Annotated in this window: 27 protein-coding genes; 2 read left to right on the forward strand and 25 right to left on the reverse strand. The window is 48.0% G+C overall.

The window, feature by feature from the left end:
* Positions 1–13 precede the first annotated feature (13 nt).
* The 19 genes from rpsN to K2G43_RS08145 form a co-directional block, all read right to left on the reverse strand.
* The gene (rpsN, locus tag K2G43_RS08055; protein WP_297644126.1) at positions 14–313 is read right to left on the reverse strand and encodes a 30S ribosomal protein S14; all 300 of its coding nucleotides are present in this window, start codon (positions 311–313) and stop codon (positions 14–16) included.
* Positions 314–317: 4 nt separating this feature from the next.
* Positions 318–875 carry a 50S ribosomal protein L5 gene (gene rplE, locus K2G43_RS08060; RefSeq protein ID WP_297644127.1) on the reverse strand — a complete coding sequence of 186 codons (558 nt, stop codon included), beginning with the start codon at positions 873–875 and terminating at the stop codon, positions 318–320.
* Positions 875–1195 carry a 50S ribosomal protein L24 gene (gene rplX, locus K2G43_RS08065; protein WP_297644128.1) on the reverse strand — a complete coding sequence of 107 codons (321 nt, stop codon included), beginning with the start codon at positions 1193–1195 and terminating at the stop codon, positions 875–877. The genes rplE and rplX overlap by 1 nt, the downstream gene beginning before the upstream one ends.
* Before the next feature lie 20 nt (positions 1196–1215).
* Complete coding sequence (rplN, locus tag K2G43_RS08070; protein ID WP_005825700.1) at positions 1216–1581, reverse strand: 50S ribosomal protein L14; 366 nt, start codon at positions 1579–1581, stop codon at positions 1216–1218.
* Between the two features lie 2 nt (positions 1582–1583).
* A complete protein-coding gene (gene rpsQ / locus K2G43_RS08075; protein ID WP_101541763.1) occupies positions 1584–1853 on the reverse strand; it encodes a 30S ribosomal protein S17 in 270 nt (89 codons plus the stop codon).
* The gene (rpmC, locus tag K2G43_RS08080) at positions 1850–2047 is read right to left on the reverse strand and encodes a 50S ribosomal protein L29 (protein WP_297675626.1); all 198 of its coding nucleotides are present in this window, start codon (positions 2045–2047) and stop codon (positions 1850–1852) included. Before rpmC ends, rpsQ begins: the two co-directional genes overlap by 4 nt.
* A gap of 5 nt (positions 2048–2052) precedes the next feature.
* Entirely contained in the window at positions 2053–2487 is a 435-nt protein-coding gene (gene rplP / locus K2G43_RS08085) for a 50S ribosomal protein L16 (RefSeq protein WP_294633890.1), read from the reverse strand.
* A gap of 22 nt (positions 2488–2509) precedes the next feature.
* A complete protein-coding gene (gene rpsC, locus K2G43_RS08090) occupies positions 2510–3241 on the reverse strand; it encodes a 30S ribosomal protein S3 (RefSeq protein WP_294633891.1) in 732 nt (243 codons plus the stop codon).
* A gap of 5 nt (positions 3242–3246) precedes the next feature.
* A complete protein-coding gene (rplV, locus tag K2G43_RS08095) occupies positions 3247–3657 on the reverse strand; it encodes a 50S ribosomal protein L22 (RefSeq protein WP_004291236.1) in 411 nt (136 codons plus the stop codon).
* 36 nt (positions 3658–3693) lie between these two features.
* On the reverse strand, positions 3694–3963 hold the full coding sequence (gene rpsS / locus K2G43_RS08100; RefSeq protein ID WP_297644131.1) for a 30S ribosomal protein S19: 270 nt from the start codon (positions 3961–3963) through the stop codon (positions 3694–3696).
* Between the two features lie 20 nt (positions 3964–3983).
* A complete protein-coding gene (gene rplB / locus K2G43_RS08105; protein WP_297644132.1) occupies positions 3984–4808 on the reverse strand; it encodes a 50S ribosomal protein L2 in 825 nt (274 codons plus the stop codon).
* A gap of 5 nt (positions 4809–4813) precedes the next feature.
* A complete protein-coding gene (rplW, locus tag K2G43_RS08110; protein ID WP_297644133.1) occupies positions 4814–5107 on the reverse strand; it encodes a 50S ribosomal protein L23 in 294 nt (97 codons plus the stop codon).
* A 16-nt stretch (positions 5108–5123) separates the two neighbouring features.
* Entirely contained in the window at positions 5124–5750 is a 627-nt protein-coding gene (gene rplD, locus K2G43_RS08115) for a 50S ribosomal protein L4 (RefSeq protein ID WP_297644134.1), read from the reverse strand.
* On the reverse strand, positions 5750–6367 hold the full coding sequence (gene rplC / locus K2G43_RS08120; protein ID WP_297644135.1) for a 50S ribosomal protein L3: 618 nt from the start codon (positions 6365–6367) through the stop codon (positions 5750–5752). Before rplC ends, rplD begins: the two co-directional genes overlap by 1 nt.
* A 19-nt stretch (positions 6368–6386) precedes the next feature.
* Entirely contained in the window at positions 6387–6692 is a 306-nt protein-coding gene (gene rpsJ / locus K2G43_RS08125) for a 30S ribosomal protein S10 (protein ID WP_004291244.1), read from the reverse strand.
* A gap of 86 nt (positions 6693–6778) precedes the next feature.
* Positions 6779–8896, reverse strand: a complete 2118-nt coding sequence (fusA, locus tag K2G43_RS08130) for an elongation factor G (RefSeq protein WP_297644136.1) — start codon at positions 8894–8896, stop codon at positions 6779–6781.
* A 51-nt stretch (positions 8897–8947) separates the two neighbouring features.
* Positions 8948–9424 (reverse strand): 30S ribosomal protein S7, encoded by a 477-nt coding sequence (gene rpsG / locus K2G43_RS08135; RefSeq protein WP_297644137.1) that lies wholly within the window; start codon positions 9422–9424, stop codon positions 8948–8950.
* 157 nt (positions 9425–9581) lie between these two features.
* The gene (gene rpsL / locus K2G43_RS08140) at positions 9582–9983 is read right to left on the reverse strand and encodes a 30S ribosomal protein S12 (protein WP_300154044.1); all 402 of its coding nucleotides are present in this window, start codon (positions 9981–9983) and stop codon (positions 9582–9584) included.
* A 226-nt stretch (positions 9984–10209) separates the two neighbouring features.
* A complete protein-coding gene (locus K2G43_RS08145) occupies positions 10210–10518 on the reverse strand; it encodes a DUF3467 domain-containing protein (protein ID WP_300154047.1) in 309 nt (102 codons plus the stop codon).
* A 619-nt stretch (positions 10519–11137) separates the two neighbouring features.
* Between K2G43_RS08145 and K2G43_RS08150 the strand changes: the two genes are divergently transcribed.
* Together K2G43_RS08150 and K2G43_RS08155 are read left to right on the forward strand one after the other, a co-directional pair.
* A complete protein-coding gene (locus K2G43_RS08150; protein WP_297643750.1) occupies positions 11138–11449 on the forward strand; it encodes an iron-sulfur cluster assembly protein in 312 nt (103 codons plus the stop codon).
* A 46-nt stretch (positions 11450–11495) separates the two neighbouring features.
* Entirely contained in the window at positions 11496–12260 is a 765-nt protein-coding gene (locus K2G43_RS08155; protein WP_297643749.1) for a UDP-2,3-diacylglucosamine diphosphatase, read from the forward strand.
* Between the two features lie 86 nt (positions 12261–12346).
* On the opposite strand, the gene K2G43_RS08160 is transcribed toward K2G43_RS08155, so the two are convergent.
* From K2G43_RS08160 to K2G43_RS08185, 6 genes are all read right to left on the reverse strand, one after another.
* Positions 12347–13855, reverse strand: coding sequence for an MBOAT family protein (locus tag K2G43_RS08160; RefSeq protein ID WP_300154073.1), 1509 nt, complete (start codon positions 13853–13855; stop codon positions 12347–12349).
* The gene (locus K2G43_RS08165; protein WP_300154052.1) at positions 13842–14765 is read right to left on the reverse strand and encodes an SGNH/GDSL hydrolase family protein; all 924 of its coding nucleotides are present in this window, start codon (positions 14763–14765) and stop codon (positions 13842–13844) included. Before K2G43_RS08165 ends, K2G43_RS08160 begins: the two co-directional genes overlap by 14 nt.
* Complete coding sequence (locus K2G43_RS08170) at positions 14734–16107, reverse strand: SGNH/GDSL hydrolase family protein (protein WP_297643745.1); 1374 nt, start codon at positions 16105–16107, stop codon at positions 14734–14736. The genes K2G43_RS08165 and K2G43_RS08170 overlap by 32 nt, the downstream gene beginning before the upstream one ends.
* Positions 16108–16452: 345 nt before the next feature.
* Entirely contained in the window at positions 16453–16746 is a 294-nt protein-coding gene (locus K2G43_RS08175; protein ID WP_297643743.1) for a PG0541 family transporter-associated protein, read from the reverse strand.
* Positions 16747–16860: 114 nt separating this feature from the next.
* On the reverse strand, positions 16861–20028 hold the full coding sequence (locus tag K2G43_RS08180) for an efflux RND transporter permease subunit (protein WP_300154055.1): 3168 nt from the start codon (positions 20026–20028) through the stop codon (positions 16861–16863).
* 92 nt (positions 20029–20120) lie between these two features.
* Positions 20121–21140, reverse strand: coding sequence for an efflux RND transporter periplasmic adaptor subunit (locus tag K2G43_RS08185; protein ID WP_297643741.1), 1020 nt, complete (start codon positions 21138–21140; stop codon positions 20121–20123).
* Positions 21141–21143: the final 3 nt, after the last annotated feature.

The following is a 21143-nucleotide window of genomic DNA, read 5'->3' on the forward strand; positions in this document are numbered from 1 at the left end:
AAAAAACAATAATTTACCAGCTTGCTTTCTTTACCCCGGGAATAAGACCGTTGGAAGCCATCTCACGGAATTGAATTCTGGAGATACCGAACTGACGGATATATCCTTTAGGACGACCAGTCAGCTTGCAACGGTTATGCAAGCGAATCGGATTAGAATTCTTAGGCAGATCCTGCAATTTCTGCGCAGCTTCAAAAGCCTCTGCAGGATCACCTGTTCTAACGATCTGCTTCAGTGCAGCTCTTTTCTCGGCATATCTGGCTACTAATTTAGCACGCTTAACTTCGCGTGCCTTCATTGATTCCTTTGCCATATTATCAATCTTTTTTAGCGTTTTTAAACGGTAAACCAAATTCTTTCAACAATGCATATCCTTCTTCATCTGTTTTTGCAGTGGTTACAAAGGTAATATTCATTCCGAGAATTCTGGTAATACTATCGATATTAATTTCAGGGAAGATGATTTGTTCCTGAATACCAAGAGTATAGTTACCCTTGCCATCAAACTTGCTTTCAATTCCCTTGAAGTCACGGATACGAGGCAAAGCTACGCGAACCAGTTTTTCAAGGAACTCGTACATTCTTTCGCGACGCAAAGTCACCATCACACCGATAGGCATTTTCTTACGCAACTTAAAGTTTGCAATATCCTTACGAGAAATGGTTGCTACGGCTTTCTGGCCCGTAATAGCAGTCATTTCATTAATTGCCACTTCAATAATCTTCTTGTCAGCAACAGCCATACCCAAACCTTGATTGATAACAATCTTCTTAAGTACGGGTATCTGCATAGAAGAAGAATACTGGAACTGTGATTTCAATGCAGGCGCAATACGCTCTGCATATTCTTTCTTAAGGCTAGCAGTATTACTCATTACTTAATCTCCTCTCCTGATTTTTTAGAATAACGCACTAAAGTGCCCTCAGCACTCAATTTTCTACCAATACGCGTCGGCTTACCGGTCTTCGGATCAACGGGATTCAAGTTCGACAGATGGATAGAAGCTTCTTGCTTCACAATACCACCTTGCGGGTTCTTAGCACTCGGTTTGGTACTCTTTGATACCATGTTGATACCTTCTACAATTGCACGGTTTTTATCAACAAGAACCTTCAATACACGACCAGTCTTCCCCTTGTCTTCACCAGAGTTTACGTAAACTGTATCGCCTTTTTTAATATGTAATTTGCTCATTCGTTAATTCTTTTACAATATTAAAGTACTTCAGGAGCGAGTGACACAACTTTCATGTTAGTAGCACGAAGCTCACGAGCTACCGGACCGAAAATACGACTACCTCTAATTTCACCTGCATTGTTCAACAACACGCAAGCATTATCATCAAAACGTATGTAAGAGCCATCAGCACGACGGATTTCTTTCTTAGTACGTACGATCAAAGCTTTAGACACTGCACCTTTCTTAATATCACTTGAAGGGATAACGCTCTTAACAGAAACGACAATCACGTCCCCTACTGAAGCGTAGCGGCGACCTGTACCACCCAAAACGCGGATACAGAGAGCCTCTTTTGCTCCACTATTATCACATACTGTAAGTCTGGATTCTACTTGTATCATAATTACTTAGCTCTTTCAATTATTTCTACCAATCTCCATCTCTTAGTCTTGCTCAAAGGACGAGTTTCCATGATGCGTACAGTATCACCGATATTGCACTCATTTTTTTCATCATGAGCATGGTATTTCTTCGTCTTGCTAACGAACTTACCGTATATGGGGTGTTTTTCCTTAAACTTGGCTGCCACTGTAATGGTTTTATCCATCTTGTTGCTCAGCACAACCCCGGTTCTTTCTTTTCTTAAATTTCTTGCTTCCATCAAGCTCATCATTTATTGTTAAGTTCTCTTTGGCGTAATTCAGTTTTCATACGCGCAATAGTCCTGCGTAATTGTTTGATTTGAGCAGGATTATCCAAAGGAGAAATAGAATGATTTAAAATCATCTGGTCGTAATTCACCACTTCTGCCTCTACTCTTTCTACCAAATCGCTGGTAGACATTTCTTTAATTTCTGCTATTTTCATATTCCTTACGCATTTTGATTTTGAACATCATAATCACGTCTTACAACAAACTTCGTTGTAATAGGAAGCTTCTGAGCAGCCAAACGCAAAGCTTCTTTTGCGATTTCATATGATACTCCTTCGGCTTCGATTATAATTCTTCCCGGTGTCACAGGAGCAACAAAACCCTCTGGAGCACCTTTACCTTTACCCATACGTACATCGGCAGGCTTTCTAGTAATAGGTTTATCCGGGAAAATACGAATCCAAATTTGTCCTTGACGTTGCATATATCTTGTCACTGCAATACGAGCAGCTTCAATCTGACGGCCTGTAATCCATTTTGTTTCCAAAGCCTTAATTCCAAAAGAACCGAAAGCCAACTGATTACCTCTTTGGGCAACACCTTTTTGACGGCCTTTTTGTTGTCTTCTGAATTTTGTCTTTTTCGGTTGTAACATAATTCCTAAAATTCAAATTCGTTTAGCGATTATTTTTCTTTCTTTTGAAGTTCTTTCCGCCATTGTTTCCGCTATTGCTTCCACGACCACCTTCTTTGCTTTGCGTAAAGTTTGGAGCCAATTCTCTCTTCCCAAATACTTCACCTCTACAAATCCAAACTTTGATACCAAGAAGACCAACTTTAGTCAATGCTTCTGTATGACAGTAGTCAATATCTGCTCTGAAAGTGTGCAACGGAGTTCTTCCTTCTTTATACATTTCAGAACGGGCCATTTCAGCTCCATTCAAACGTCCTGAAATCTGAATCTTTATACCTTCAGCTCCCATACGCATAGTATTAGCGATAGCCATTTTAATGGCACGGCGATAGGCAATCTTACCTTCAACCTGGCGAGCGATGTTATTTGCTACAATAACAGCATCCAACTCAGGTCTTTTCACTTCAAAAATATTGATCTGAATATCTTTATCGGTAACCTTCTTCAATTCTTCTTTCAACTTATCAACTTCTTGGCCACCCTTACCGATAATAATACCCGGACGTGCAGTACAAACGGTAATAGTTACGAGTTTCAGTGTACGTTCAATTACAATCCTGGACACACTGGCTTTTGCAAGTCTAGCATTCAGATATTTACGAATTTTGCTATCTTCCAGCAATGAATCGCCGTAATTATTTCCACCATACCAGTTGGAATCCCATCCTCTGATAATTCCTAAACGGTTGCTTATTGGATTAACTTTTTGTCCCATTTACCTTAATTTTGATCTTCGTTATTACTTTTAGAACCAACGAACAACGTTACGTGATTTGAACGTTTACGAATTCTGTAACCTCTACCCTGCGGAGCCGGTCTCATTCTCTTGAGGGTAGCACCACCATCAACAAAAATCTTGGTTACAAAGAGCTCACCACTCTCAGCCTTACGTTCGTTTTTCTGCTCCCAGTTAGCAATTGCAGAGCGCAGCAACTTCTCCACTCTAGCGGCAGCCTCTTTAGAAGAGAACTTCAAAACGCCGAGCGCTCTGTTCACTTCCATCCCACGAATCATGTCAGCCACGAGACGCATCTTACGGGGGGAAGTAGGAACATTTTGCAATTTCGCAAAATACATGGTCTTAAGGGCTTCTTTTCTTTTTTCAGCCGATATTTTTTTTCTTGCTCCCATTATATTATTACTTTATTATTTCAGATAAATCCTGTTTTATTTTTTCTTGTTACCAGCGTGGCCTCTGAACGTACGAGTTGGAGCAAATTCACCCAACTTATGTCCTACCATATTTTCGGTAATGTAAACAGGAATAAATTTATTTCCGTTGTGAACTGCAACAGTATGGCCTACGAAATCAGGCGAAATCATTGAAGCTCTGGCCCAGGTCTTAACTACCACTTTCTTGCCTGATTCATTCATGGCAAGCACTTTTTTCTCAAGCTTAACGTTAATATACGGACCTTTTTTTAATGAACGACTCATAATTTACTCAATTAATCAGATTACTTCTTTCTTCTCTCAATAATATACTTAGACGATTGTTTCTTCGGAGCTCTTGTCTTAAGACCCTTAGCATACAATCCCTTACGAGATCTCGGGTGTCCTCCTGAAGCACGTCCTTCACCACCACCCATCGGGTGATCAACCGGGTTCATAACAACACCACGGTTGCGCGGACGACGTCCAAACCAACGAGAGCGTCCAGCCTTACCTGAACTTTCCAATCCATGATCTGAGTTACCTACACTACCGATAGTAGCTTTACAAGTACTGAGAATCTGACGAACCTCACCTGAAGGCAACTTGATAACACAATATTTACCCTCTCTAGAAGTCAACTGAGCAAAGTTACCAGCCGAACGAACCAAGGCAGCACCTTGTCCCGGACGTAATTCGATATTATGAATTACAGTACCGACCGGAATATTCTGCAACGGAAGCGCATTTCCGATTTCCGGAGCAGCCGTTTCACCTGACATCAAAGTCGTTCCAACTTGCAATCCATTGGGAGCAATAATATATCTTTTTTCTCCATCTGCATAAAACAACAGAGCGATACGAGCCGAACGATTCGGATCGTATTCGATTGTTTTAACTACTGCAGGCACACCGTCTTTATTTCTCTTGAAATCCACGATACGGATAACCTTCTTACTACCGCCACCAATGTAGCGCATGGTCATTTTACCTTCGTTGTTGCGACCACCTGAAGATTTCTTACCAAATACAAGAGACTTTTCTGGTACCCGTGCAGTAATTTCTTCGAAAGTACCAATAATTTTATGTCTTTGCCCCGGTGTTGTGGGCTTAAATTTACGTACTGCCATTTCTATTAAATATTGCTATAAAAATCAATAGTATCTCCTTCCTTCAACGTAACGATGGCTTTCTTATAAGCGTTCGTACGTCCGTTGATGAGACCGGCACGAGTATAGCGGCTTTTGCTTTTGCCTGCATATCTCATTGTGTTCACATCAACTACCGTAACGTTGTAAAGGGCTTCAACTTCGTTCTTAATTTCCAGTTTATTAGCTTCAGGACGCACGATAAAGCCGAAACGATTGTTCGCCTTATCAGTAATTGCGGTCATTTTCTCTGTCACTAACGGTTTAATAATAAATCCCATTATTTAAGCCTCCTTTTTACATTAAGATATTGTCAATAGCAGAAAGTGCGCTCTCAGCAAACACAACAACCCCAGCGTCCAATACCCTGTAAGTATTTAACCCTGAGATAGTCTGCACGTTAGCACCCTTCACATTACGAGCTGACAAATATACGTTTTTATTTGCTTCCGGTAAAATCATAAGCAGCTTTTTGTCAGAAACTTTAAGATTTTTTGTCATTGCAATAAAATCTTTAGTCTTCGGAGCTTCAAAAGAGAAGTCTTCAACCACTATAACAGCGTTGTTCTGAGCCTTGTATGACAAAGCCGACTTACGAGCCAGAGCCTTTACTTTCTTGTTCAATTTGAAGTAGTAATCTCTCGGTTTCGGACCGAAAACACGTCCACCACCAACAAGTACCGGAGAGTTCATGTCACCACGACGTGCACCACCGCCACCTTTCTGACGGCCAATCTTACGAGTGGAACCACTGATTTCGCTTCTTTCCTTTGATTTGTGTGTACCCTGACGCTGGTTAGCCATAAACTGTTTAACATCCAAGTAGATAGCGTGGTCGTTGGGCTCAATTCCGAAGATAGACTCGTTTAACGTAATCTTTCTCCCAGTGTCTTCACCTTTAATGTTATATACGTTAACTTCCATTATTTCTCAATTATTACGATTGAACCTTTGCAACCAGGAACAGAACCCTTCACCAAAAGGAGATTGTGCTCCGCGATTACTTTTAATACCTGCAGGTTTTGTACAGTCACTCTGTCACCACCAAGCTGTCCGCCCATGCGCATTCCCTTGAATACTTTTGCAGGGTAAGAACAAGCACCGATAGAACCCGGTTTACGGGCACGGTTGTGCTGGCCGTGAGTAGTCTGACCTACACCACCAAAACCATGACGTTTTACTACACCTTGGAAACCCTTACCCTTAGAAGTACCGACAACGTCCACAAAGTTTGCGTCGTTGAACAATTCTACGGTAACAGCATCACCCAGATTCAATTCTGTTTCAAATCCTTTGAACTCAGCCAAGTGTTTCTTGGGAGTTACTCCGGCTTTCTTGAAGTGTCCCATCAGAGGTTTCGTTGTGTGCTTCTCTTTCTTATCCTGGAAGCCCAACTGAACAGCTTCATAACCGTCCTTTTCTACAGTTTTCACCTGAGTAACAACACAAGGACCTGCTTCGATAACAGTGCATGGCACATTCTTGCCCTCGGCACTGAAAACGGATGTCATTCCGATTTTTTTTCCTAATAATCCTGGCATTTCACTTAAATTTTAATACTTACACTTTGATTTCTACTTCCACACCACTCGGCAACTCCAACTTCATCAGAGCATCTACTGTCTTAGCTGTTGAGCTATAGATGTCGATCAGTCTCTTGTAAGAAGAGAGTTCGAATTGTTCACGCGACTTCTTGTTTACGAAAGTCGAACGGTTCACGGTAAAGATACGCTTGTGCGTAGGAAGAGGAATCGGACCGCTAACGATGGCGCCCGTCGTCTTCACCGTTCTTACAATCTTCTCAGCTGACTTGTCAACCAAGTTGTGGTCGTAAGATTTCAGTTTGATTCTAATTTTTTGACTCATTAGTGTCTTTAGTTATTAATAGTTATATAAGATGAAGTTCCGTAGGTTAAGAGTCATTCGCTAACCTACGGGAACTTCAAGTTTTTTTAGATTAAATCAACACGTCCTTTTACTTCTTCCAACACCGCCTTAGCAATAGAGTTGGAAACCTGGGCATGATGAGAATATACCATCGAAGAGGTAGCGCGACCGGAAGTGATGGTACGCAAAGCGGTTACATAACCGAACATCTCGGCCAGCGGAACCATTGCCTTCACGATGCGGGCACCCGAACGGCTGGACTCCATGCCTTCTACCTGACCACGACGCTTGTTCAAGTCACCGATAACGTCACCCATGTTTTCTTCCGGAGTAACAACCTCCAGCTTCATGATAGGCTCCATCAATACAGGACCTGCCTTAGCACAAGCATTCTTATAGGCTTGGATAGCACAGATTTCAAATGACAACTGGTCAGAGTCAACCGGGTGGAAAGAACCGTCAATCAAAGTTACTTTCAGTGAATCCAGCGGATAACCTGCCAATACACCGTTCTTCATTGCTGTAGTGAAGCCCTTCTGTACAGACGGGATAAATTCCTTAGGAATGTTACCACCCTTCACTTCATCGATAAACTGCAATCCGCCTTCCTTGAAGTCTTCATCAACCGGACCGATGTTCACGATGATGTCGGCAAACTTACCGCGACCACCGGACTGCTTCTTGTAAACTTCGCGCAAGTTAACAGTCTTAGTAATGGCCTCCTTGTAGTTAACCTGAGGCTTACCTTGGTTACATTCAACCTTGAACTCACGTTTCAAACGGTCGATAATGATATCCAAGTGAAGCTCACCCATACCGGAAATAACCGTCTGACCTGTCTGCTCGTCGGTTCTTACAGTAAATGTCGGGTCTTCTTCAGCCAATTTAGCCAAACCGTTAGACAGCTTATCCATATCTTTCTGTGTCTTCGGCTCAACCGCAATACCGATTACCGGTTCGGGGAAGTCCATAGACTCCAATACAATGGGAGCTGTCTCGTCGCACAGCGTATCACCGGTATGAATATCCTTGAAACCTACACCGGCACCGATATCACCGGCACCGATTACTTCTACCGGATTCTGCTTGTTTGAGTGCATCTGGAACAAGCGAGATACGCGTTCCTTCTTACCGGAACGAGAGTTGTAGATATACGAACCTGCTTCAACCTTACCGGAATAAACGCGGAAGAAAGTCAGACGACCTACATAGGGGTCGGTAGCAATCTTAAACGCCAAAGCGGCAGTCTTTTCATCTTCGCTCGGTTTACGGTCTTCTTCCGCACCAGTCTCAGGATTGGTACCTACTACGTTTTCCGTATCCAGCGGAGAAGGCAAGAAAGCACAAACATAGTCGAGCAATGTCTGCACACCCTTGTTCTTGAATGAAGAGCCACACAACATAGGCACAACTGCCATCTGTACAGTAGCCTTACGAAGAGCTCTCAAGATTTCCTCTTCGGTAATCGTAGAAGGATCATCGAAGTATTTCTCCATCAAAGCGTCATCGAATTCCGCTACTTTCTCCAGCATCTTGTCTCTCCACTCGTTAGCTTCGTCAACCAGATTAGCAGGAATTTCTTCAATGTCATAATCGGCGCCCATTGTCTCATCGTGCCACAAGATAGCTTTCATCTTGATAAGGTCAACCACACCTTTGAAAGACTCTTCCGCACCGATAGGAATGACAATCGGACAAGGATTAGCGCCCAAGACGTCCTTCATCTGGCGAACCACTTCAAAGAAATCGGCACCCGAACGGTCCATCTTGTTAACGTATGCGATACGCGGCACATTGTATTTATCAGCCTGACGCCATACGGTTTCAGACTGCGGCTCAACGCCACCTACCGCACAATATGCAGCAACGGCGCCATCAAGCACACGCAAAGAGCGCTCTACCTCAGCGGTAAAGTCAACGTGTCCCGGAGTATCAATCAAGTTGATTTTATAAGTGTTGCCTGCATATTTCCAACGGGTTGTGGTAGCGGCGGAAGTAATAGTAATACCACGTTCCTGCTCCTGCTCCATCCAGTCCATTGTTGCAGCACCGTCATGAACCTCACCAATTTTATGCGTCAAACCCGTATAAAAAAGGATACGTTCAGAAGTTGTTGTTTTTCCGGCATCAATGTGAGCCATGATACCGATATTACGTGTCAAATGTAAGTCTTGCTTTGCCATTTCTTATTCTTTACTTTAAGTTAAAACATCAATCAGTTATTTCTTGCAGTATCAGAATCTGAAATGAGCGAATGCGCGGTTGGCTTCAGCCATTCTGTGCATATCTTCTTTACGTTTGAAAGCACCGCCTTGCTCATTGAAAGCATCCATAATTTCAGCAGCCAACTTGTCAGCCATTGTCTTACCGCCACGCTTGCGTGCAAAAAGAATCAAGTTCTTCATAGAGATTGACTCCTTACGGTCAGGACGAATTTCAGTAGGAACCTGGAAAGTTGCGCCACCGATACGGCGTGACTTAACCTCCACTTGGGGAGTCACATTATCCAAAGCCTTTTTCCAAATCTCGAGAGCAGACTTCTCTTCGTTCTGCATCTTGTTTTTCACTGTCTCCAAAGCCGCATAGAAAATCTCATAAGAAGTGTTTTTCTTACCATCATACATCAGATGGTTAACGAATTTAGAAACTTTCACATCATTAAAAACGGGATCCGGCAGGATAACGCGTTTTTTAGGTTTTGCTTTTCTCATTTGTCTGAAAGAATAATGTTTTTCGTTCTTGGTTGTTTACTTCTGTCTTCTTCAATCCTCCCTCTAGAGAATTTACTCAACCTTTAGCATTTCCAACAAACTAAAACGTAATTTTATTTACTTTTAATTTTACTTTTTCCAGCGTGTATATACTGAATTATTTCTTCTTAGCGGGAGCAGCCTGACCCGGTTTCGGACGCTTAGCACCATACTTAGAACGTCTTTGCGTACGACCTGCCACACCTGCGGTATCCAATGTACCACGAACGATGTGATAGCGCACACCCGGAAGGTCTTTTACACGACCGCCGCGTACCATTACGATAGAGTGTTCCTGCAAGTTATGACCTTCACCCGGAATGTAGGAGTTCACTTCCTTACCGTTAGTCAAACGTACACGAGCTACCTTACGCATAGCTGAATTCGGTTTCTTCGGAGTGGTTGTGTACACTCTCACGCAAACGCCACGTCTTTGAGGACAAGAGTCCAGCGCCGGAGACTTTGATTTCTCCACCAGCACCTCGCGTCCTTTTCTTACTAATTGCTGAATTGTAGGCATTTTAATTGTTTTTAGTTATATGTTATTGTTTATATTAATTCAAAACTATACACTTTCGGGCTGCAAAGATACGGAATAAGTTTTGAATAATCAATGCACTACAATATTTTTTTTACGCCAAAGAGCCACTTTGACTTCATGGCACCACTCTTTCACCGGTTATTCCCGGATATTTTCTGTCTTTTTCATCAAAAACAGGCTCACGACACATCCTGCCCGGAGCTTTTCAGGCCTCACCTTTGACATTGGGAAACGAGGCCATCGGCTGTTCATCCGGCATCCGAACAGGACCGAACACACGCTCATACTTTCCGACATTCTCTTCGAGCGCACGCAACAAGCGCTTGGCATGTTCGGGCGCCAATACGATGCGCGACTTCACGCTTGCTTTGGGCATCCCCGGCATCATCCGCACAAAATCAAGGATAAATTCAGAACTTGAGTGGGTGATAATCGCCAAATTGGCATACGTTCCCTGCGCCACGTCTTCCTTCAGTTCGATTTGCAACTGACCATTGTCTTCTTGTCTTTCCATACTTCAACTATACACATTGTTTGTTGAAGCAAATATACTTCTTTTCGTCCAACCGACCAAAGAGTTCACCTAAAAAGCATCGTCTTTTGCATAACCGACGCCATGTTGACCAATCGCCGTATTGCCTACGGAGAGGGAAATGACATTGATGCAGGCTCTGAATGTAAAACTTTTTTTTCGTTCCATTTTCGCAGCCGATGCGTCCCGATGAAAAAACGCCTTTTCCCTTTCTCTACCCTGTTCTCCTTATCTGCTCCACGGCTGCCCCCTACCAGAACCTATTCGGCTTCGGACGTTCTTCGGACAAACTCCACTCCCTAGGACCGAAGAATGTCCGAAGAACGTCCGAAGAAACACCGAAGAAACTATGGAGCAGAAAAGACCTTGAAAAGACACGGAACGGAAAAACAGAGCATGACGGAATTTTCGGAAAGGGAATAGTGCATGTAAACATTTGCGACTTTCGAGTTGTTTTATAGAAAAGAAAGAAGCCAATTCCTCCAATTCCCTTAAATGAAAAAGCCGTGCTTCCAAACAAGGAAAAGAAGAGCGTCCTTTGGCATTCTCAATTAAAATCCATAGCTTTGTTCGCAGAAAACAGATATAACCCTTTACGACTATGACCCGATTTGAAATAGAAGAGAAAATCGTCTCTATGCTCAAGACCGTATTCGACCCCGAAATTCCGGTCAACATATATGATTTAGGATTGATTTATAAGATAGACGTCACCGATGAAGGAGAAACGACCATCGACATGACACTGACCGCCCCCAATTGTCCCGCCGCCGACTTCATCATGGAAGATGTGCGTATAAAGATAGAATCCATCGAAGGAGTGACCTCCGCCACCATCAACCTGGTATTCGAACCCGAATGGGACAAGGACATGATGAGCGAAGAGGCTAAACTTGAATTAGGATTCCTCTAAAGAGAAGGAAAACTTTCCACCCCCACTTTCAACTTCCACCCGTAAAATGAAAAACGTATATTTCCTTTCAGACGCACACCTCGGCTCACGCGCCATCGAACACGGACGTACACAAGAACGACGCCTGGTAAACTTCCTGGACAGCATCAAACACAAAGCTGCCGCCATATATCTGCTGGGAGACATGTTCGACTTCTGGTACGAATTCAAGAATGTAGTGCCGAAAGGGTACACCCGTTTCCTCGGAAAGCTCTCCGAACTGACCGACTTGGGCGTGGAAGTGCACTTCTTCACCGGCAATCACGACATCTGGTGCGGCGACTATCTGACACAAGAGTGTGGCGTCATCATCCACCGCAAACCGATGACGACCGAAATCTACGGAAAAGAGTTTTACCTTGCCCACGGCGATGGGCTGGGCGATCCGGACAAGAAATTCAAGTTGCTGCGCACCCTGTTCCACAGCCATACCCTCCAAACCCTATTCTCCGCCTTACATCCCCGCTGGAGCGTAGAGTTTGGACTGAACTGGGCCAAACACAGCCGCCTGAAACGCGTCAACGGAAAAGAGCCCGACTATATGGGGGAAAACAACGAATACCTGGTGCTCTATACCAAAGAGTACCTGAAAAGCCACCCCGACATCAACTTCTTCATCTACGGCCATCGCCATATCGAACTGGATTTGATGCTGAGCTCCACCGCCCGCATACTGATTCTCGGCGATTGGATAAACTACTTCTCGTATGCCGTCTTCGATGGTGAGAACCTCTTCTTGGAAGAGTTCATCGAAGGGGAAACGAAACTATAAAGAGAGCATGCGGAAACTTATCGGAAAAAGGAACCTCTCCGAACCACTCTTATCGTTTCCGGACTTTTAACGGCCGCCCGCATTTCTCAGAACTGGAAGTAGATGAACGGCTGCACCTCCGTGCTCTTCATCTGAATCACCACGTAAATCATAAGAATCAGCAGCAACGCCTTTCCCAACAGAGGCAGGCGGATGACACCCTTCTCACAGGCGCGCTCCCAACTGTCGGGCACAAAGTGCAACATATATCCCAGCCCCATCAGGGCGAACACCTCCCAATAGCCCTCCAGCAACTGCGGGAAGAGTTGCGGATGGAACTGCATAAATATCTGCCCCAGCATATCCACTGATGTGGAAAATTCCGCATTGCGGAAGAATATCCAGCAGAAACATACGAAATGGAACGTGATAAGGATGCCGAAAAAACGGCGGATGCCGTGGCTCTGCGTTCCCCGCTTGCGCCCGGTAAGCGTCATCCAGCACTTGTGAAATGCCAACGCGACACCGTGCATCACTCCCCAGAGGACGAAGTTCCAAGATGCCCCGTGCCACAGCCCGCCTAAGAACATCGTGATAATCAGATTGACATACTGGCGAATCCGGCCCTTCCGGTTACCGCCCAAAGAGATATAGAGGTAGTCGCGCAGCCAACTGGACAGGGAAATGTGCCACCTCCGCCAGAACTCCGTGATAGAGGCAGACTTATAGGGGGAATCGAAATTGATATTGAAACGGAAGCCCAACAGCAGCGCGATGCCGATTGCCATGTCACTATAGCCGGAGAAATCGCAATAAATCTGCAAGGCATAGCCATAGACACCCATCAAGTTCTCCACCCCGGAGTAGAGCGTGGGATTGTCGAAGATGCGCTCCACAAAGTTGACACTGATGTAATCCGAAATCACCGCCTTCTTGAACAAGCCGCCGACAATCAGGAAAACGCCCCGCCCGAACATCTCTTTGGAGACAAACAGCGGACGGCGTATCTGCGGAATGAAGTCGCGCGCACGCACGATGGGGCCCGCCACCAATTGAGGGAAGAACGATACATAAAAGGCGTAGTCCAGCAGATTGGTCAACGGCTCAATCTCCTTACGATAGACATCGATGGTGTAGCTCAACGACTGAAAAGTGAAAAACGAGATGCCCACCGGCAAGAAGATGTCCAATGCCGTAAACGTCCCTCCCGTCAACGAAGCAAAGGCCTCGCCTAAGAAGTTGGTATATTTGAAGTAGCACAACAGCCCCAGATTGATGAAAAGGCTCAGCGCCACCCACGCCTTGCGCAAACCGGCGGCCACAGTGCATGCCATCAGCCGGGCAATGAAGAAATCGCAGATGGTGACAAGCCCCAGCAGAAAGAAATACGTACCGCTGCTCTTATAATAGAAGTAATAGGAAAACAAGGTGACAAACAGCAGACGTGCCGTAGTGGGACGTCGCAACAGAAGATAAACCAGCATGAAAGCGGCGAACAGCCAAAGGAAAAGGCCGCTACTGAAAATCATCGGTGCCTGCGAATCGTACACAAACACACCGCACAACCGCTCCCAATCTATATTCAGAGCAGAAAGCAACTCGTCAATATTCCACATATTCATTGTAGCCCTTGATTAAAGCTTGATAAAACAACTCGCCCTGCAACCGATACCCTTCGGGCATATAGTGAACATGGTCGGGACGCATCAGACCTGCCTCCTGCCAGTTCAGGCAAGCACGGCGCATGCCTCCCGCCACCTCGTACAAATCCCAAACCGCCAGTCCATTCTCATCGGCATACTTACGGATGGCATGCACGGCAATGGGGGTACGGGGGTTTATCTGATACGTCCGGCGACGGCCACGCTGGCGCGAGCTTTCGTAAGCACCCGGAGGCGTAGTCATCAGCAACGGCACATCGTGCAGCTTCGCCCGAAGCATACGCACCAGATCATCCATCTGACGGTAGTGCGACGTCGCATTGTAGCGGCGGTTGTGGCTTTCGTTGGTTCCAAAAGAGAGAATCAGCAGGTCGGGATGCAGACCGGCAATCTCCTCCACGCGGTCGGGGCGGGTAAAAGATATGCAGAACGCGCCGTTAATGCCGAAATCGGTATAGGACAGCGTGCCGAAGGCCTGTTGCATCCGTTCGCCGGTCGTGCGTGGGAAAATGTGTCCCCGAATATGGCTGTCGCCCACATGGACAATGCGAATCGTATCGCTGGAAACGCCCAACTTGGCCAATCGCAGTTTCTCCCAAAAAGGCTTGAGCACGCCCGCCTCGTCCTCCAAGCGGTTCACGCCGATCTGCCGGAAAGCGGCAGGAAAAGAGAGACACGGAACGGAGACCGTGTCCGTGCGTTGCCCGTAGGCAAGAAGCGTATCACAATCCGGCAACGCCAACAACGCCCGCGACGGCTTCGGAAGTGCGTCCTGCGCGCACAAAGGCAGGCAGGCACACAGTAGAAGCGACAGCAGCCATATCTTCCTTCTCCTACTCCGCCTCATACGCCCTCCTCCTATCATACTGTTCCTTGCCGTACATCAGCGCTTCATACAGCAATCCGGCCAAACGCTTGCCGCCCCGGAAATTGATATGGGTATAATCGTAATTGGCCATCGAAGGTTTGGCATGCACCATCTCAGCCATGCTGCCCTCTCCGCCCATCGCCTCAAACATATTCCAGAAGGCAACCGCCTCGTCCGCCGCCATGCTATGCTGATAGCGGACCAGGCTTTTGATGCCGGGAATGGTGCGCAATTCGCCTTCTTCCGTCTTATAGTCACGGTCGCCCACGCTGACAACCAGGATGGATGCCTGCGGAAAGGCCTCTTTCAGATGCTGCAACGCGGTGCGCATGCCTTTGACATAGCTGTCATAGTTCAACTGCTGTTTAGAAGCCACATTCAGGCCATATTGCAAAATAATCAGGTCGTAAGGACGTTGCTTGTTGAATCCGTGCATCATCCAAGCGGGAATGGAGCGAAGGGAAAGGCCGGAGTTGCCCCTCAAAGAGAAATTGTCCACCGTGATGCCGGAAAGTCCGTCCAGCGCCACCCCATAGAACAGCGTAGAGTCTGCCTTATCCACCGTCCATCGCACGGAGCCGATTTCTCCTTCCACCTGCATCTGTCGCAATCCGTCGGTGGGTTCGAAGGTTTCGGTCTGCCTCTCCCCCCGATTCACATTGACGGAAAGCGTCACCTCCCCCTGATTGCTGAAGAAGATGCTTGCCCGCTGGCAGGTATCAAGCCGGGAATCGTAAACCGTCTGCCCGTGCAACTCCACGTATGCACCCTCGTTCGGAATGAAATAGTGGCCCGAAACGCCCTGTTTGTTACGATTGAAAGTAGAGCGGTCCATGACGCAATGGCTTCGCCAACCACCGAACGTGTGGCGCACCGTAGGCCGAAAGCCGCTGGTAATGGAGGTGATGGTGACGAATCCCACTCCACGGCCGCCATACCGCTTTTGCAGCAGCATGCGCAAGTCGGCGGTCAGGATGTCGCCCTCAATGAAAGAGTCGCCGAAATAGGCGATGCGCACCGGACGAGGAGTCACGGCAAGTTCATCAAGCGCCTGGTAGAAATTCGCCATACCGTGCATCGTTGTATCGCTGTAATCTTCGATGCAAGTCATCCCCGTGCGACAAGTATCCACAAAAGCAGGTTTCACCTTGGGGGGCGGCGGCAACACACTGTCCGTATCTTGCACCGCTTCCGGAAGTGGGCGCACATCACCAAGGATGTCCACCCGCCGCAACACATGGCCACGCCAGGTCAGCCCCGGCAGTTTGTTCATCAGCAGCAATATGCCCATCACGATGACCATCAGCAATCCCGTATGTCGCAATACACTCTTCTCCATATCGCTTTTTTTCTATAAGGGCGCAAAGATACGGAAAGGTGAGGCAAAAACAAATCAAAATGAACAGATTTGCGCTTCAAACGAATGGTATTTCAAGCTGATTCCCGCTATATAAACCTGCGCTGACAGACACTTGCTTCTGTCGGCTCAGACACAAGTGTCTGTCTTCTTGAACACAAGTGTCTGTCAGGTTGGAAGCAAGTGTCTGTCAGCCACATTATAAACAATTAGTAAACAGACGTTTAGAAAATAGTCCTAACAAAGAAAAAGAGGATATCAAAACCCATCTGCATGCTGATGAGTTTTGACACCCTCTCTTATCAATCGGCAACAGAGGTGCCTTTATCAGATAGTCTTCTCCACGTTCCAGACAAAGGCACGAAGTCCCAGCTGTTCGGTCTCCTTATCCATCTTATGAAGAGCCTCAAGCAGGGGATCTACCTTGGCATCGTCCACAATGGTGATGATAGCCGAGCACATGCTGGGCCAGGCGTGGCTGCCATAGTGCGGGTCGCCCGTCTTGCTGCCACGGCCTTGCACCTGCTGCCAGTAGCTGAAGCCGCGGCAGTTCATGCGGTCGAGCAGTGCCATGATGCGCTCGTAGAAGGCTTGGTCGAATGTGATAAATATAGATTTCATTTTGATTTATGATTTTAAAAATTCAGATTTCAGATTCCAGATTTATGACTTCAGCCTTACGGATTCCATTCACTTCATCCGAACGGCATAAATCATAAATCTGAAATCTTATCATTATTTCTTAGGTTTCGTCATCTTGTCTTTGTGGGACAGATAGTATTCGTTCAACTCACGGTCGCGCTTAATCTTGCGGCGGGCACGCTTGATGCCTGTACCGGCAAACGAGCAGTAGAGCACGGGGACGAGAATCAGGGTCAGGATAGTGGATACCGTCAGACCGCCAATCACGGCCACACCCAGCGGACGCCACATCTCGGCACCTTCGCCCTGGCCCACGGCCATCGGCACCATACCGAGGATAGTGGTCAGCGTGGTCATCAACACCGGACGCAGACGGCTGCGGCCTGCCGTAACCACGGAGTGGAGCACCGCCATGCCACGCTCACGACAGAGCGTGATGTAGTCGATGAGCACGATACCGTTCTTCACCACAATACCAATCAACATGATGCCTCCCAACAAGCTCATCACATTCAGGTTCGTCCCCGTGAAGAAGAGTGCCATCAGCACACCGCTGAACGCGAACGGGATGGAGAACATGATGATGAAGGGATAGGTCAGCGACTCGAACTGCGCCGCCATCACGATAAACACCAGGATGATGATGAGCACGGCCAGCGTACCCAGGTCGGAGAACGAATCTTGCTGGTCCTCGTAGGAACCCGAAATCTGGATAGAGATGCCGCTCGGCAGGTCCATCTTGTCGATGATGGCGTTACCGGCCGCCACCACGTCGCCCAACGGGGCACCGGAGATAACGGCAGACACGGTCACGATACGTTCGCGGTCCTTACGCTCGATGGTCGGAGGCGCCGAGCGCTCCACCACCTTGCCCAAGTCCTTCACGCGGATGCCCTGGCCCGACGGTGTATAGATAAGGATATTCTCCAGGTCTTCAATCTTGGTACGGAACTCCGGAGCGTAGCGCACACGTATGTCATACTCGTCACCGTCCTCGCGGTAGTAAGAGGCCAGCGCACCATTCACACGGTTGCGCAGGTAGCCCGACGCCGTAGAGAGGTTCAGGCCGTGCAGCGCCAGCTTCTCGCGGTCGAAGTCCACCTGATACTCCGGCTGGTAGTCCTGCCGGCTGATGTTCACCTCGCTCACGCCCTTCACGCCGAGCAGTTTCTCCTTCAGCTGGGCGGAGACGCGGTCCGTGGCCGCGAAGTCGTAACCGTAGACCTCGAAGTCGGCACTGGCCTGAGCGCTCATACCGCTGTTGCTTCCTCCCAGAATCACCTGTGCCTTGTCCAGCTCGGGATAGGCCTTGAGGTCCTGGCGCATCTCGTTGCAGACCGTCTCCAGCGTGATGTCGCGGTCGCCCACGCTCACCAGGCTGATGTTGAAACTGATGATGTGGCTACCGTTGTCCTGCATGGAGGCAAACGTGTTGTCCGAGTCGGCCTGGCCCACGGTATAGTTGCATACGCGCATCACGCCCTCGTAACGTTTCATCCACATGGCGGTCAGCTCCGAAGCCAGCGCCTGCGCACGCTCCACGCGCGCGCCGATGGGGAGTTGCAGCTTCACGGCAATACGCGCATTGTCCGCCGCCGGGAAGAACTCCGAACCGATGTACTTGGCACACATAAAGCTGAGCACGAAGAATCCGGCACAGCAGACCACCACCGTCTTGCGGTGACGCACCGCCCAGTTCAAGCGGTTCTGGTACCAGACATCGAGCGCATCCAGCGCACGCTGTATCGGCTTATAGAAAGCGATGAACCACTTGCTTTGCTTCTTCTGAAGCTTCAGCAGTTGCGAACACATCATCGGAGTGAACGACAGGGCAGATACCGTAGATACGGTCATAATCACACACATCATCCATCCCAACTGGCGGAAGAGCACACCGGACATACCGCTTACCATCGTCAGGGGGAAGAACACGGCAATCATGGTCAGCGTAGAAGCGATTACCGAGATGGCCACCTCGTTCGTGGCATGCACCGCCGCCTGCTTCGGCTCGGAGCCGCGCTCGATGTGGGTGGTGACATTCTCAAGGACCACAATCGCGTCGTCCACCACATTACCGATGGCGATGGAGAGACAGGAGAGGGATATGATGTTCAGCGAACCGCCGTCTATGATGCCCAGATAGATGAACGAAGCCACCAACGACATCGGAATCGTGATGCAGATGATGACCGTGGCACGCCAACGGCCCAAGAAAACGAACACCACCAGGATGACGAACAGCATGGCGTAGATGATGGTCTCCTCCAGACTGGAGATGGTGTTCAGGATGTTGTCCGACGTATTGACGATGATGCCCAGCTTCACGTCGCTCGGCAGCGACTTCTGCAACTGCGGCAACATGTCGATCACCTTCTGCGAGATGGCCACCGAGTTGGCACCCGATTGCTTCTGTACGACAATCATGGCTCCCTGCACACCGTTGCTGTAGGTCTTCTGCGCACGCTCTTCCACAGAGTCCACTACCCGTGCCACGTCGCGCAGGTAGACCGAGGCTCCGTTGTGGGTGCCCACTACGATGTTCTCCATCTCCCGGGGGTCCTTGAACTCACCCTCCACACGCAGCGAATAGGTGTTGCTGCCCACATCGAACGTACCGCCCGGCGTATTGCGGTTCTCGGCACTGATGATGGCGCTGATGGTCTCCACCGAAAGGTCGTAGGCATCCAGCTTGTTGGGGTCGCAATAGACGTTTATCTCACGCTTGGGCGCACCGGAGATGGATACCGTACCCACACCCGGCACACGTGCCAGGGGATTGGCCACGTTGTCGTCCAATATCTTGTAGAGGGCCGGTTGGCTCTCCTCCGCCTGCACCGAGAGCAGGAGGATGGGAATCATGTCCGTACTGAACTTGAAGATGATGGGCGTCTCCACCTCATCGGGCAGCATGGAGCTAACCATGTCCAGCTTGTCGCGCACGTCGTTCGTCAGTACGTCGATGTCATAGCCGTATTCGAACTCCAGCGTAATCACGGAGATGTTCTCCGATGAGCGCGAAGTGATATGTTTCAGGTTGCTGACAGAGTTCAGCGTATTCTCCAACGGACGGGTCACGTTGTTCTCGATGTCCGATGCGCTGGCTCCGGCATACGAGGTCATCACCATGATGGTGTTGGTCTCGATGTCCGGATAGAGGTCCACCGGCAGCTTCGACAGAGAGAACAGACCAAATATCGCCACTGCCAGGAAGCAGAGCGAGGTCATAATCGGTTTCTTAACCGCTCCTTCGTATAAACTCATTTCTTAATTTATGATTTTTAATTTATGAATTATAATGGCTGTTCGGCACAACGCCGCAAGTTCATTTATAAATCATAAATCATAATTAGTAATTATTTCTCTACCTCTACTTCCACACCGTCGGCAAGCTTGCTCTGTCCGGCAATGACTACCTGCGAATTGTTCTCCACACCGGAAATCAACTCGTATTCCGTATCCATGCGGCGACCCAGCTCTATCTTATTATAAGATACCTTGCCGTCCTTATAAACGTAGATATAACGGTCGCCCGATCCGGCACGCTTCACAATGGCGAGGTCGGGAACCACCACGTGATCCTGAGTTCCAAGGTTCAGAGTGGCACGTGCAAACATGCCCGGACGTACCCGTTGGTCACGGTTGACGAGCTGTATCTCTACGGGGAAAGTACGTGTGGCCGGGTCAATCGTAGGATAAACAAGGCTTATCTTACCCTCGAACTCTTCTTCCCCATAAACATCTATCTTCACGGAAACGGGAGCACCCTTCTTCACCTGCGTGAAGTAACCTTCGGACACGTTGATAAGCAATTTCACCGGAGTAATCTGCTCTACCACAAGAACCGGATTGCCACCGCTGTACATATCACCGTTGTCATAGTTACGAGCGGTCACCACCCCATTGATGGGGCTGAGCAACGCTGTATTCTCCAACAGATTTTTATAAGAAGTCTCACGGATGTCAAGGGTCATCTTGGCGGCATCCCACTCTGATTTAGAGGCTCCGCCTACCTTGTAAAGTTCATCCACACGTTGGAATTCTATGCGTTGGTTGTCCAGTTGGAATTTCATCTGCTTCAGGTTAGCCGCATCCATACTGACAAGTTTCTGGCCTTTCGCTACCCGATCGCCCACTTCGACAAAGATGCGGTCAATGCGCACCGGCGAAGAGGGGGCAATGTTGTTCTTCACATCAGCCTCAACGGTAGCCGTATATTCCTGAATCTGGTCAACCGGGCGAGAAGCCACACTCGCCAGTTTTACTTTCGGCTTTTCTTCCACTCTCTCTGCTTCAGCAGCCTTCTCACCACCTCCGCTACATGCGCCCAGCATCGCAACAGACAGCAGGGCAATCAATTGAAAACCTTTTTTCATATC

Origin of the sequence: Bacteroides sp. (assembly GCF_029057325.1) — a bacterium.
Taxonomy (GTDB): domain Bacteria; phylum Bacteroidota; class Bacteroidia; order Bacteroidales; family Bacteroidaceae; genus Bacteroides.

Bases quoted from the DNA above. Each gene is read 5' to 3' on its own strand.
- rpsN (WP_297644126.1), bottom strand. From the start codon at position 313: ATGGCAAAGGAATCAATGAAGGCACGCGAAGTTAAGCGTGCTAAATTA.
- rplE (WP_297644127.1), bottom strand. From the start codon at position 875: ATGAGTAATACTGCTAGCCTTAAGAAAGAATATGCAGAGCGTATTGCG.
- rplX (WP_297644128.1), bottom strand. From the start codon at position 1,195: ATGAGCAAATTACATATTAAAAAAGGCGATACAGTTTACGTAAACTCT.
- rplN (WP_005825700.1), bottom strand. From the start codon at position 1,581: ATGATACAAGTAGAATCCAGACTTACAGTATGTGATAATAGTGGAGCA.
- rpsQ (WP_101541763.1), bottom strand. From the start codon at position 1,853: ATGATGAGCTTGATGGAAGCAAGAAATTTAAGAAAAGAAAGAACCGGG.
- rpmC (WP_297675626.1), bottom strand. From the start codon at position 2,047: ATGAAAATAGCAGAAATTAAAGAAATGTCTACCAGCGATTTGGTAGAA.
- rplP (WP_294633890.1), bottom strand. From the start codon at position 2,487: ATGTTACAACCGAAAAAGACAAAATTCAGAAGACAACAAAAAGGCCGT.
- rpsC (WP_294633891.1), bottom strand. From the start codon at position 3,241: ATGGGACAAAAAGTTAATCCAATAAGCAACCGTTTAGGAATTATCAGA.
- rplV (WP_004291236.1), bottom strand. From the start codon at position 3,657: ATGGGAGCAAGAAAAAAAATATCGGCTGAAAAAAGAAAAGAAGCCCTT.
- rpsS (WP_297644131.1), bottom strand. From the start codon at position 3,963: ATGAGTCGTTCATTAAAAAAAGGTCCGTATATTAACGTTAAGCTTGAG.
- rplB (WP_297644132.1), bottom strand. From the start codon at position 4,808: ATGGCAGTACGTAAATTTAAGCCCACAACACCGGGGCAAAGACATAAA.
- rplW (WP_297644133.1), bottom strand. From the start codon at position 5,107: ATGGGATTTATTATTAAACCGTTAGTGACAGAGAAAATGACCGCAATT.
- rplD (WP_297644134.1), bottom strand. From the start codon at position 5,750: ATGGAAGTTAACGTATATAACATTAAAGGTGAAGACACTGGGAGAAAG.
- rplC (WP_297644135.1), bottom strand. From the start codon at position 6,367: ATGCCAGGATTATTAGGAAAAAAAATCGGAATGACATCCGTTTTCAGT.
- rpsJ (WP_004291244.1), bottom strand. From the start codon at position 6,692: ATGAGTCAAAAAATTAGAATCAAACTGAAATCTTACGACCACAACTTG.
- fusA (WP_297644136.1), bottom strand. From the start codon at position 8,896: ATGGCAAAGCAAGACTTACATTTGACACGTAATATCGGTATCATGGCT.
- rpsG (WP_297644137.1), bottom strand. From the start codon at position 9,424: ATGAGAAAAGCAAAACCTAAAAAACGCGTTATCCTGCCGGATCCCGTT.
- rpsL (WP_300154044.1), bottom strand. From the start codon at position 9,983: ATGCCTACAATTCAGCAATTAGTAAGAAAAGGACGCGAGGTGCTGGTG.
- K2G43_RS08145 (WP_300154047.1), bottom strand. From the start codon at position 10,518: ATGGAAAGACAAGAAGACAATGGTCAGTTGCAAATCGAACTGAAGGAA.
- K2G43_RS08150 (WP_297643750.1), top strand. From the start codon at position 11,138: ATGACCCGATTTGAAATAGAAGAGAAAATCGTCTCTATGCTCAAGACC.
- K2G43_RS08155 (WP_297643749.1), top strand. From the start codon at position 11,496: ATGAAAAACGTATATTTCCTTTCAGACGCACACCTCGGCTCACGCGCC.
- K2G43_RS08160 (WP_300154073.1), bottom strand. From the start codon at position 13,855: ATGTGGAATATTGACGAGTTGCTTTCTGCTCTGAATATAGATTGGGAG.
- K2G43_RS08165 (WP_300154052.1), bottom strand. From the start codon at position 14,765: ATGATAGGAGGAGGGCGTATGAGGCGGAGTAGGAGAAGGAAGATATGG.
- K2G43_RS08170 (WP_297643745.1), bottom strand. From the start codon at position 16,107: ATGGAGAAGAGTGTATTGCGACATACGGGATTGCTGATGGTCATCGTG.
- K2G43_RS08175 (WP_297643743.1), bottom strand. From the start codon at position 16,746: ATGAAATCTATATTTATCACATTCGACCAAGCCTTCTACGAGCGCATC.
- K2G43_RS08180 (WP_300154055.1), bottom strand. From the start codon at position 20,028: ATGAGTTTATACGAAGGAGCGGTTAAGAAACCGATTATGACCTCGCTC.
- K2G43_RS08185 (WP_297643741.1), bottom strand. From the start codon at position 21,140: ATGAAAAAAGGTTTTCAATTGATTGCCCTGCTGTCTGTTGCGATGCTG.